Annotated in this window: 11 protein-coding genes; 5 read left to right on the top strand and 6 right to left on the bottom strand. The window is 70.8% G+C overall.

Going from position 1 to position 10,869, the window contains the following annotated elements; genetic code table 11:
- Nucleotides 1-44 precede the first annotated feature (44 nt).
- The 5 genes from ABT085_RS15035 to ABT085_RS15015 all read right to left on the bottom strand — a co-directional run bounded on the left by ABT085_RS15035 (nt 45) and on the right by ABT085_RS15015 (nt 4,868).
- Entirely contained in the window at nt 45-971 is a 927-nt protein-coding gene (locus tag ABT085_RS15035) for an SCO1860 family LAETG-anchored protein (protein ID WP_351606629.1), read from the bottom strand.
- 302 nt (nt 972-1,273) lie between these two features.
- The gene (locus ABT085_RS15030) at nt 1,274-2,371 is read right to left on the bottom strand and encodes an amidohydrolase family protein (protein ID WP_351606627.1); all 1,098 of its coding nucleotides are present in this window, start codon (nt 2,369-2,371) and stop codon (nt 1,274-1,276) included.
- Between the two features lie 21 nt (nt 2,372-2,392).
- Nucleotides 2,393-3,184, bottom strand: coding sequence for an amino acid ABC transporter ATP-binding protein (locus ABT085_RS15025; protein WP_351606624.1), 792 nt, complete (start codon nt 3,182-3,184; stop codon nt 2,393-2,395).
- Nucleotides 3,181-4,014, bottom strand: coding sequence for an amino acid ABC transporter permease (locus ABT085_RS15020; RefSeq protein ID WP_351606622.1), 834 nt, complete (start codon nt 4,012-4,014; stop codon nt 3,181-3,183). Before ABT085_RS15020 ends, ABT085_RS15025 begins: the two co-directional genes overlap by 4 nt.
- Nucleotides 4,011-4,868, bottom strand: a complete 858-nt coding sequence (locus tag ABT085_RS15015; protein WP_351606619.1) for a transporter substrate-binding domain-containing protein — start codon at nt 4,866-4,868, stop codon at nt 4,011-4,013. Before ABT085_RS15015 ends, ABT085_RS15020 begins: the two co-directional genes overlap by 4 nt.
- A 234-nt stretch (nt 4,869-5,102) precedes the next feature.
- On the opposite strand from ABT085_RS15015, the gene ABT085_RS15010 reads away from it, so the two are divergent.
- The 5 genes from ABT085_RS15010 to thpD all read left to right on the top strand — a co-directional run bounded on the left by ABT085_RS15010 (nt 5,103) and on the right by thpD (nt 9,786).
- Complete coding sequence (locus ABT085_RS15010) at nt 5,103-6,218, top strand: pyridoxal-phosphate-dependent aminotransferase family protein (protein WP_351606616.1); 1,116 nt, start codon at nt 5,103-5,105, stop codon at nt 6,216-6,218.
- Between the two features lie 353 nt (nt 6,219-6,571).
- Entirely contained in the window at nt 6,572-7,087 is a 516-nt protein-coding gene (gene ectA / locus ABT085_RS15005) for a diaminobutyrate acetyltransferase (RefSeq protein WP_351606612.1), read from the top strand.
- Between the two features lie 87 nt (nt 7,088-7,174).
- Nucleotides 7,175-8,446 (top strand): diaminobutyrate--2-oxoglutarate transaminase, encoded by a 1,272-nt coding sequence (ectB, locus tag ABT085_RS15000; protein WP_351606606.1) that lies wholly within the window; start codon nt 7,175-7,177, stop codon nt 8,444-8,446.
- Between the two features lie 42 nt (nt 8,447-8,488).
- Nucleotides 8,489-8,893: an ectoine synthase gene (locus ABT085_RS14995; protein WP_351606603.1), complete on the top strand. Its 405-nt coding sequence runs from the start codon at nt 8,489-8,491 to the stop codon at nt 8,891-8,893.
- Between the two features lie 5 nt (nt 8,894-8,898).
- Nucleotides 8,899-9,786: an ectoine hydroxylase gene (gene thpD, locus ABT085_RS14990; protein WP_351606600.1), complete on the top strand. Its 888-nt coding sequence runs from the start codon at nt 8,899-8,901 to the stop codon at nt 9,784-9,786.
- 9 nt (nt 9,787-9,795) lie between these two features.
- On the opposite strand, the gene ABT085_RS14985 is transcribed toward thpD, so the two are convergent.
- Complete coding sequence (locus tag ABT085_RS14985) at nt 9,796-10,848, bottom strand: aminotransferase class V-fold PLP-dependent enzyme (RefSeq protein ID WP_351606598.1); 1,053 nt, start codon at nt 10,846-10,848, stop codon at nt 9,796-9,798.
- Nucleotides 10,849-10,869: the final 21 nt, after the last annotated feature.

The raw sequence follows: 10,869 nt of genomic DNA, 5'->3' as shown, positions 1-10,869 counted from the left end.
CGCCGTTCCGGGGTGGTCGGCCCCGGAACCGGCTGCCGGGGTGGTCAGCCCCGGCGCCGGGACAGCGCCACCGCTCCCCCGCCCGCCACCAGGAGCGCGGCCGCGCCGCCCACCAGGTACGGGGTCACCGAACTCCCGCCGGTCTGCGCCAGGTCGGCCTGCGCGGGCGCACCCTTGGTCGTCACGTCGGACGTGCCGGGATCGGCCGCCGCCGCGGGCGCCGAGGGCTCAACCACCGCAGCGGCCTCGGGGGCCTCACAGGTCGCCTGCGCCAGGCTCAGGGTGCCCTTGACCTCGGCCACGTTCAGCTTCAACGGGTTGATAGACACGGTGAGTTCGAGCGCGGTGGCGGCCGCCGTACGGGAGGTGGTCTCGCGCTTCGACAGGTCCAGGCGCACCTCGCCGACGCCGGGCACCTTGACGTCCGTGGGCCCGCCCGCGGTCAGCGTGGTCCGCTTGCCGAGGACGGTGACCGCGCCCAGGACGTTCGCCGAGGCGACCGGCGTCTTCCCGGCCTCGCAGGTCGCCTTCGAGGTGACGCCGTCGACCTCGATGACGGACAGCAGGGGCAGGCCGGGCACGTGCAGCCGGGCATGGGCGAGCTCGGTGGAGCCCTCCGCCTTGTCGGCGGTGACGGTGGCCTTCGCCGTCGCCACCTCGGCGCTCAGCACGCTGAACGGCTTTCCGCCGTCGACGCCGTCGAGGCGGGCGCGGAGCGCGGTCCGCTGTGCGTTCGTCCGCTGCGGCGCCTCGACCTCGTTGAGCGAGACCGCGAGGGGGACATCCACGGACTTGTTCAGCAGGGCCACGTCGAGTCCGGTGCGCAGGACGGCGGCGCTCGCACGGCCCTGGCCGGTCGTCGCGTGGGCGGTGTCCGCCGCGACGAGGGCCGCGGGACCGGCGGCCAGGGACGTGGCCGCGGCGACGGCGGCGAGACGGCGTGCGGGCATGCGGAAGTGGTTGCCGTTCAAGGCGTGGGACCCCCAGAAGTGACGTGCTCGGGACCCGGCAAGGATTACGCACCAAGGGTGAACGGGCGGCCATCTTGGGGCACTTCACTCCATCGTGGGATTTCCGTGCACTTTTTCGAATCTTGCTGCACGGGTGTTCCAGCAGGTCACCCCCATGCCTCACGTCATACGCGCACGGGTCGCCCGGCCGCGCGCACGAGCAGGCGCAACGACCCACCGGCCCGGCCGGTCACGCGTCGTCAACCGAGTGCGTCGTGAGGGGCGCGGACCCGGGCGGGTCGACGCGGTGACCGCGGAGGTGTTCAGCCGACGACGTGCCCGTTCAGCACCACCCGCAGCGGAGCGGCCAGCACCCGTACGTCCGCCCGCGGGTCCCCCTCGTACACCACCAGGTCCGCCGGCGCCCCCTCCGTGAGGCCGGGGCGGCCCAGCCAGTCGCGCGCCCCCCAGGTGGTGGCCGAGAGCGCCTGGGCCGCGGGGATGCCGGCCGTCACCAGTTCCGCGACCTCCGCGGCCACCAGGCCGTGCGCGAGGCTGCCCCCGGCGTCGGTGCCGACGTACACCGGGACACCGGCGTCGTAGGCGGCGCGCACGGTGTCGTAGCGGCGCTCGTGCAGCCGCCGCATATGGGCCGACCAGCGCGGGTACCTGCTCTCGCCGCCCGCGGCGAGCTGCGGGAAGGTCGCGATGTTGACGAGGGTCGGGACGATGGCCACGCCCCGCTCGGCGAACAGCGGGATCGTCTCCTCGGTCAGGCCGGTGGCGTGTTCGACGCAGTCGATACCGGCCTCGACGAGGTCCCGCAGGGAGTCCTCGGCGAAGCAGTGCGCGGTGACGCGGGCGCCCAGCCGGTGGGCCTGCTCGATCGCCGCCTGCACCGCCTCGCGCGGCCAGCAGGCCGACAGGTCGCCGAGGTCACGGTCGATCCAGTCGCCGACCAGCTTGACCCAGCCGTCGCCGCGCCGGGCCTCCCGGTCGACGTGGGCGACCAGTTCGTCCGGCTCGATCTCGTGCGCGTAGCCGCGGATGTAGCGCCGGGTGCGGGCGATGTGCCGGCCGGCCCGGATGATCTTCGGGAGGTCCTCGCGGTCGTCGACCCAGCGGGTGTCGGAGGGCGAGCCCGCGTCCCGGATCAGCAGGGTGCCCGCCTCGCGGTCGGTCAGTGCCTGCTTCTCGGCGACGTCCGCGTCGACCGGGCCGTGCGGGCCGAGGCCCACATGGCAGTGTGCGTCGACGAGGCCGGGCAGCACCCAGCCCTCGACGGTCCGGATGTCGCGGGCGCCGGCGGGACGGTCGTAGGAGATCCGCCCGCCGACCACCCACAGCTCGTCCCGGACGTCCCCGTCGTCCGGGCCGACGAGTACCCGGCCCTTCACGTGCAGCACCGCGTGATCGCTCATGCCTGGCACCTTAGTGAGCCGCTAGGCGGATCCGCCCACCTGGTCCGAGGTCTCCTCCTCCACCTCGGCCATGGCGGGGTCGAGGAGGCGGGAGAGGAAGTGGCGGGTGCGGGCATGGCGCGGTCTGCCGATGACGTCGGCCGGGAGGCCCTGCTCGACGATCACCCCGCCGTCCATGAAGACGACGCGGTCGGCGACCTCGCGCGCGAAGGTCATCTCATGGGTGACGACCATCATCGTCATGCCCTCGTCGGCGAGCATGCGCATGACGGCGAGGACGTCCCCCACCAGCTCCGGGTCGAGTGCCGAGGTCGGCTCGTCGAAGAGCATCACCTCGGGCCCCATCGCGAGGGCGCGGGCGATGGCGACGCGCTGCTGCTGGCCGCCGGAGAGGACGGCCGGATAGGCGCCGGCCTTCTCCGCGAGGCCCACCCGGGCGAGGTTCTCGGCGGCGATCCGGGCCGCCTCCGCCCTGCCCCGGCCGAGCACCCGGCGCTGCGGCAGCATGAGGTTCTCGGTCACCGACAGATGCGGGAAGAGGTTGAACTGCTGGAAGACCATGCCGATACGGCGGCGTACGGCGTCGATGTCGACGTCGGGATGCGTGACCTCCGTACCGCCGACGAACACCTGGCCCTTGCTCGGCTCCTCCAGGAGGTTCACACAGCGCAGCAGGGTCGACTTGCCGGAGCCGGACGGGCCGATGACACAGACGACCTCGCCCCGGCCGATCTCCAGATCGATGCCCTTCAGCACCTCGTTGTCGCCGAAGGACTTGTGCAGGTCCTTCACCATGATCTCGGGTGTGCTCACTTGGCGGCCTCCCCCGACTTCGCTTCGAGACGTCGTACCAGGAAACCGAGCGGGATCGTGACGAGCAGGTAGCACAGGCCCGCGACCAGGATCGGCGTGGAGTTGGCGGTCGTACTGGCCAGGTCGCGGCCGTACTTGGACAGCTCCCGCTCCTCCAGGGTGACACCGAGGAACAGCACCAGCGAGGAGTCCTTGAAGAGGGTCACGAGTTCGTTGGTGAGCGGCGGGAGGATGATCCGGAACGCCTGCGGGACGATGATCGAGACCATGGCCCGGGCGTGCGAGAAGCCCAGCGAGCGGGCCGCCTCCATCTGTCCCCTGGGCACGGCCTGGATCCCCGCGCGGAACGTCTCGGCCATGTACGCGGCACCCACCAGACCGAGCGCGAGGGCGACCTTGCCGTACGTCCCGCCCGGGATCTCCGTGCCCGGGAAGGCGAGCGGCACCGCGACGCCCACGAAGATGAAGATCACCAGGGCGGGCAGACCGCGGAAGACCTCGATGTAGATTCCGGCGAACCAGCGGTACGGACCCACCGACGACAGCCGCATCAGGGCGATGACGATGCCCAGCACGAGACCGACGACGAAGCCGAACGTCGTGTAGAGGACCGTGTTCTTCAGCGCCAGCGTGATGACTTCCGGGAACATCTGCTTGACCAGGTCCCACTGGAAGAACTGGTTCTGCAGACGGCCCCAGTCCGCCGTGACCGCGAAGGCGATCACGACGGCCACGAAGACGACGTACTGCGCGCCGCGCGAGATCCGGCGCTTCTGGCTCCGGCTCAGTCCGGACCTGCGGGGCTGGAGGGGCGTGTCGGCACCACTCATGAGGCGGACGGGGAGGCGGAGGCCGCGGCCGCGTCGTACGGGCCGATCCACTTCTCGTAGAGCTTCTTGTAGGTGCCGTCGGCCTTGGCGTCCGCGATCGCCTTGTTGATGGCGGCGAGGAGCTTGGTGTTGCCCTTCTTCACCGTGAAGCCGTACTGCTCACCGGTGTTGAGGTTGTCGACCACCTTGAAGGCGTCGGCGTTGGCCTTGTCCTTCAGCCAGCCCTGGACGACCGGGTAGTCGATGATGACGGCCTGCACCTGCCCGCTGCGCAGTCCGCTGAGGACCGCGTCGGAGGACTCGAAGGAGACCGGGTCGAAGCCCTGCTTCTTCGCGTAGTCCTCACCGGTGGTCTGCGCCTGGGCGCCGAGCTTCTTGCCCTTCGCCTTGACGTCGGCGAGCGAGGTGATGCCGCTGTCCTTGTCGGCCAGGACGGCCTGGGTGGCGTCGAAGTACGGGTCGGAGAAGTCGACGTTCTTCTTGCGCTCCTCGGTGATCGTCATACCGGCGGCGGCGAGGTCGCACTGCTCGGAGTTGAGGAACGCGCCCGTCTTGAAGTTCTCGAAGGGCGTGTCGACGATGGCCTGCTTCACGCCGAGGTTCTTGGCGACGAGGTCGATCAGCGACACGTCGAAGCCCTGCACCTTGCCGTCGATCTCGGACTGGAAGGGCGGGTACGGCAGATGGGTGCACGTGGTGAGCTGCCCGGCCTTGACGAGTTCGACCCCGCCGGCCGCCGTCTTCGTGGCGCCGGAGCCGCTGCCGCCGGAGGAGCATCCGGCCACGAGGACCAGTCCGGCCGTCGCCGCGGTGGCGGCCAGGACGCGGGTCCGGCGTCCGAGAGGGGTGTTCACGGGGTGACCTCCTGAAGGGGTCCATGGGGGTTATGGGGTGCTGTGAGCGAGCTGTGGGTTCCGATTATAAGGAGATGTTTGGGTCTCTCAAATCAAACCGATGGCTACGCGGCCGTACAGCCTAAGAAGTCGCCGGTCGACGAGGGACGACGTCCGCCGGATACCCTCGTCAGCGTCGACCATCCGTGAGCGGTCGGCCACCCGTGAGTGACAGAGAGCGAAGAGAGCACCGCCGTGACCCACCCGTTCCTCGACCTGCCCCCGCTGAGCGCCGCGCGCTTCGCCTCGATCGAGGACCGGGTGGCCCGGCTCCTCGGCACCCGCCAGGACGTCGTGATCATGCAGGGCGAGGCGCTGCTGCCGCTGGAGGGCGCGATCCGCGGGACCGCCGGTCCCGGCACGACGGCACTGAACGTGATCACCGGCCCGTACGGGCAGACCTTCGGCGACTGGCTGCGCGACTGCGGGGCCAAGGTGATCGACCTGGCCGTGCCCTTCCACACGGCCGTCACCGCCGGCCAGGTGCGGGCGGCCCTCGCCGAGCACCCGGAGATCGACTTCGTGTCGCTGGTGCACGCCGAGGCGGCGACCGGCAACACCAACCCGGTCGCGGAGATCGGCGAAGCGGTACGGGCCCACGGCGCCCTGTTCTACCTGGACGCCGTGGCCTCCGTCGGGGCCGAGCCGGTGCTGCCGGACGCCTGGGGCGTCGACCTGTGCGTGATCGGCGCGCAGAAGGCGATGGGCGGTCCGGCCGGCGTGTCGGCGGTGTCGGTGAGCGAGCGGGCCTGGGCCCGGATGGCCGCCAACCCCCGGGCGCCGCGCCGGTCGTACCTGTCGCTGCTCGACTGGAAGCAGCGCTGGGTCGACGGCGGCCGCAAGGCACTGCTGCACGCACCGGCGCAGCTGGAGATGCTCGCGCTGGAGGCGTGCGTGGAGCGGATCGAGACGGCGGGACTGGACACGGTGATGGCCCGGCACCGGAGCGCCGCGCTGGCCACCCGGGCGGGGGCGGTGGCGCTGGGCGGCGGCCTGGAGCCGTACGTGTACGAGGAGCGGGACGCGGCGCCGGTCGCCACGACGCTGCGGACGACCTCGGGCGTGGCGGCGTCGGAGCTGGTGGCGCGGTCGCTGGCGGCGGACCCCGCGCTGCCGCTGGCCGCGGGCGGGGGCGCGCTGGCCAAGGAAATGATCCGGGTCAACCACTACGGCGCCGACGCGACGGTGGAGGCCGTACAGGCGAGCCTGGCGGCCCTCGGCGCCGCACTGGCCGACCAGGGCCTGGACGTGGACCCGCAGGCGGCACGGCAGGCCGTGGCGAACGCCTGGGCCGAGAACCTGCCCGCCTGACAATTCCGAATTCGCGGCCATTCCAATAATCCCCGGATCCGATCCCTGGATCCGGGGATTTATATAATTACACTCCAGGGCAGCTCCCCGCATTCTCCTGCCCGCTGATCACGTACCTAAACGCAAAGATTTCGCGCGTATCCGAGCGGGTGTTCCGCGGGGATTCCGTGAAGGCCATACCCGTGTGACACGTTCCACAGGGCGCCCGTTCTGCGCCTTTTCTGCCACTTAAAAGCGCACATACCGCACGCCCCCTGCCTCCTGCGCGCCCCCACGCGATAACACGGGACGGGCTCAGACGTAAGCCCGTCCCGTCATGCATTTTTCAATTTCCCTCGGTAAATTCAATTTGCATGACTGCCGCACAAGCAGACCTGCACATCGACCGCCCGTCGGTGTCGGACGGGGCCGCTCTCTGGCGTATCGCCAAGGACTCCGGGACACTCGACCTGAACTCCTCCTACAGCTATCTGCTGTGGTGCCGCGACTTCGCCGGGACGTCGGCGGTGGCCCGCGGACAGGACGGGCGGCCCGTCGGGTTCGTCACCGGGTACGTCCGGCCCGAGCGCCCGCACACCCTGCTCGTGTGGCAGGTCGCGGTCGACCGCGCCCACCGCGGCCGCGGCCTCGCCGCCGCACTGCTCGACGGGCTGACCGCCCGGATCGCCGCCGAGCACCCGCTCACCTGCGTCGAGACCACCATCACACCGGACAACACCGCCTCCGAGCGCCTGTTCACCTCGTACGCCGCCCGGCACGGAGCGGGTGTCACCCGTGAGGTGCTGTTCGCCGCGGGCCACTTCCCCGACGGCCCGCACGCACCCGAAGTCCTGTACCGCATCGGCCCGTTGACCCACCCGTCGCACTGACACCGTCGTACCGACACCCGTCGCACTGACACCCGTCGTACCGAAACCCGTTGCACCGACACCCGTCGCACCGAGGAGCGTTTCGCCGTGACCATCACCCAGCCCGACCTGAGCATCTTCGAGACCCTGGAGTCCGAGGTGCGCAGCTACTGCCGCGGCTGGCCGGTCGTCTTCGACCGCGCGCAGGGCAGCCAGATGTACGACGAGGACGGCCGCCGCTACCTCGACTTCTTCGCCGGCGCCGGATCACTCAACTACGGCCACAACAACCCCGTGCTCAAACGGGCGTTGATCGACTATCTGCAGCGCGACGGTGTCACCCACGGGCTCGACATGTCGACCGTCGCCAAGCGGTCGTTCCTGCGGACCTTCCAGGACCTGGTGCTGCGCCCGCGCGACCTGCCGTACAAGGTCATGTTCCCGGGGCCGACCGGCACCAACGCCGTCGAGTCCGCGCTGAAGCTGGCACGGAAGGTGAAGGGCCGCGAGGCGATCGTGTCGTTCACCAACGCCTTCCACGGGATGTCGCTCGGGTCGCTCGCCGTGACCGGCAACGCGTTCAAGCGGGCGGGCGCCGGCATACCGCTGGTGCACGGCACGCCCATGCCGTTCGACAACTACTTCGACGGCCGGGTGCCGGACTTCCTGTGGTTCGAGCGGCTGCTGGAGGACCAGGGCTCGGGTCTGAACAAGCCCGCCGCAGTGATCGTGGAGACCGTGCAGGGCGAGGGCGGCATCAACGTCGCCCGCCCGGAGTGGCTGCGCGCGCTCGCCGCGCTGTGCGAGCGCCAGGACATGCTGCTGATCGTCGACGACATCCAGATGGGGTGCGGCCGTACGGGGGCCTTCTTCTCCTTCGAGGAGGCCGGGATCACCCCCGACATCGTCACCGTCTCCAAGTCCATCAGCGGCTACGGGATGCCGATGTCGCTGTGCCTGTTCAGGCCCGAACTCGACGTGTGGGAGCCCGGCGAGCACAACGGGACCTTCCGCGGCAACAACCCGGCGTTCGTGACGGCGACGGCCGCGCTGGAGACGTACTGGGCCGACGGGGCCGCCATGGAGAAGCAGACCCGCACCCGCGGCGAACAGGTGGAGCAGGCACTCGTCGCGATCACCGAGGAGAACCTCGCCGACGTCCGCGAGTACCGGGGCCGGGGGCTCGTGTGGGGCCTGGAGTTCCACGACAAGGACCGCGCCGAGCGGGTCGCCCGGCGGGCCTTCGAACTCGGGCTGCTCATCGAGACGTCCGGCCCGGAGAGCGAGGTGGTGAAACTGCTGCCCGCCCTCACCGTCACCCCCGAGGAACTGGACGAGGGCCTGCGCGTCCTGGCCCGCGCCGTGAGGGAAACCGCCTGACGAGGCTCCGGGAAACCGTCTGACAAGGAGGGACCACTACCCATGATCGTCCGATCGTTCAAGGACATCGAAGGCACCGACCGGCACGTCAGGGCGAAGTCCGGCACCTGGGAGAGCAAACGGATCGTCCTCGCCCGGGAACGGGTCGGCTTCTCGGTGCACGAGACCGTCCTGTACGCCGGGACCGAGACGTCGATGTGGTACGCCAACCACATCGAGGCCGTCGTCTGCACCAGGGGCGAGGCCGAGCTGACCGACCACGAGGCCGGCCGGACGTACACGATCACCCCGGGCACCATGTACCTCCTCGACGGCCACGAGCGGCACACGCTGCGCGTCAAGGAGGACTTCCACTGCATCTGCGTGTTCAACCCGCCCGTCACGGGCCGGGAGGACCACGACGAGAACGGTGTGTACCCGCTGCTCACCGAGCCCGAGGAGGTGTGACGCCCATGACCGTGATCACCGATCTGTACCCCAGCCGCGGCACCGGCGAGGTCGTCGTCCCGCGCCAGGACCCGGTCGTCTGGGGCGCCCCGGACACCCCGGGACCGGTCTCGACGGCCGACCTCCAGGCCTATGAACGCGACGGCTTCCTCACCGTCGACCGGATCGTCGGCGACGACGAGGTGGCCGTCTGCCGGCAGGAGCTGGAGCGGCTGGTCGCCGATCCGGCCGTCCGCGCCGACCCGCGGTCCGTCCGGGAGCCGAAGTCCCAGGAGATCCGGTCCGTCTTCGAGGTCCACCGGATCAGCGAGGTGTTCGCGCGGCTCGTCCGCGACGAGCGCGTGGTCGGCCGGGCCCGGCAGATCCTCGGCTCGGACGTCTACGTCCACCAGTCCCGCATCAACGTCAAACCGGGGTTCGGGGCCGGCGGCTTCTACTGGCACTCCGACTTCGAGACCTGGCACGCCGAGGACGGTCTGCCGAACATGCGCACGGTGTCCGTCTCGATCGCGCTGACCGAGAACCACGACACCAACGGCGGCCTCATGATCATGCCGGGCTCGCACCGCACGTTCCTCGGCTGCGCGGGGGCCACCCCGCGGGACAACTACAAGAAGTCCCTCCAGATGCAGGACGCGGGCACACCGTCGGACGAGGCGCTGACCGCGCTGGCGGACCGGCACGGCATCAGGCTGTTCACGGGCCGGGCCGGCTCGGCGACCTGGTTCGACTGCAACTGCATGCACGGGTCCGGCGACAACATCACGCCGTTCCCGCGCAGCAACGTCTTCATCGTGTTCAACAGCGTGGAGAACGCCGCGGTGGAACCGTTCGCGGCTCCGGTACGACGGCCCGAGTACATCGGGGCCAGGGACTTCACGCCGGTCCGGTGAGCCGGAGGTTCAGCCCGCCAGGACGTCCAGCAGCCGGTCCACGTCCGCGGCGGTGTTGTACAGGTGGAAGGAGGCGCGCAGGTTGCCCGCGCGGTCGGAGACCTCGATGCCCGCACGGCTCAACTCGGGCTGGAGACGGCCCAGTCCGGGCACGGAGACGATGGCCGAGCCGGGAGAGGGCAGCGGTTCGCGGCCGAGGGACGCGAGACCCGCGCGGAAGCGGTCGGCGAGGGCTAGGTCGTGGGCGTGCACGGCGTCCACCCCGAGTTCCTCGACGAGGGCGAGCGAGTGGCGCAGTCCCGCGTAGCTGAACAGGGCCGGGCTGACGTCGAACCGGCGGGCGGAGTGGGCGAGTTCGGCGACCGGGCCGTAGCAGCTGTCCCAGGGCTCCTCCCCCGCGACCCAGCCGGCCAGCAGCGGGGTGAGTCCGCCGAAGTCCTCCGGCACGACGAGGAAGGCCGCCCCGTGCGGGCCGAGCAGCCACTTGAAGCAGATGGAGACGGAGTAGTCGAAGTCGTCGGCGGCCATCGGCAGCCAGCCGGCGGCCTGGGACCAGTCGACGCAGGTCCGTGCCCCGTGCGTCCGGGCCGCCTCGCGCACCGCGCTCAGGTCGGCGATCCGCCCGTCGGCGGACTGGGCGGCGCTGGCCGCGACGAGCGCGGTGCCCGCCCGGACGGACTCGGCGAGCCGCTCCAGCGGCACGGCGCGCACCTTGAGGTCGCCGCGGACGTGGAAGGGGTTCACCACGGAGGCGAAGTCGTCCTCGGCGGTGAGCACCTCGGCGCCGGCGGGCAGCGAGGCGGCGATCAGCGCGGTGTGCGCGGCGACCGAGGGGCCGGCGGCCACCCGGGTGACCGGGACACCGGCCAGCCGGGCGAACGCGGCCCGGGACTCCTCCACGTCCGTGTGCAGCGAGGTCAGCGGCCGCCCCTCGGCCCGGATGCGGGCCGCCTCGGACAGGGCGGCCACCGTGCGGGCCGGGAGCAGCCCGTTGCTCGCGGTGTTCAGGAAGGTGTTCTTCGGTTCGAACTCGGCACGGACGACGCTCTCGAAGTTCTGCATGGAACCACTCTGCGGTCCCGT

It is taken from the genome of Streptomyces sp. NPDC002265, assembly GCF_040296125.1.
In the GTDB taxonomy this organism is placed as follows: Bacteria; Actinomycetota; Actinomycetes; order Streptomycetales; family Streptomycetaceae; genus Streptomyces.
The sequence above is the reverse complement of the archived record's forward strand: the minus strand, read 5'-3'. Positions and strand labels throughout refer to the sequence as shown.

Coding starts and splice junctions, on each gene's coding strand:
- ABT085_RS14995 (WP_351606603.1), top strand. CDS start 8,489: ATGATCGTCCGATCGTTCAAGGACATCGAAGGCACCGACCGGCACGTC.
- ABT085_RS14985 (WP_351606598.1), bottom strand. CDS start 10,848: ATGCAGAACTTCGAGAGCGTCGTCCGTGCCGAGTTCGAACCGAAGAAC.
- ectA (WP_351606612.1), top strand. CDS start 6,572: ATGACTGCCGCACAAGCAGACCTGCACATCGACCGCCCGTCGGTGTCG.
- ABT085_RS15030 (WP_351606627.1), bottom strand. CDS start 2,371: ATGAGCGATCACGCGGTGCTGCACGTGAAGGGCCGGGTACTCGTCGGC.
- ABT085_RS15020 (WP_351606622.1), bottom strand. CDS start 4,014: ATGAGTGGTGCCGACACGCCCCTCCAGCCCCGCAGGTCCGGACTGAGC.
- thpD (WP_351606600.1), top strand. CDS start 8,899: ATGACCGTGATCACCGATCTGTACCCCAGCCGCGGCACCGGCGAGGTC.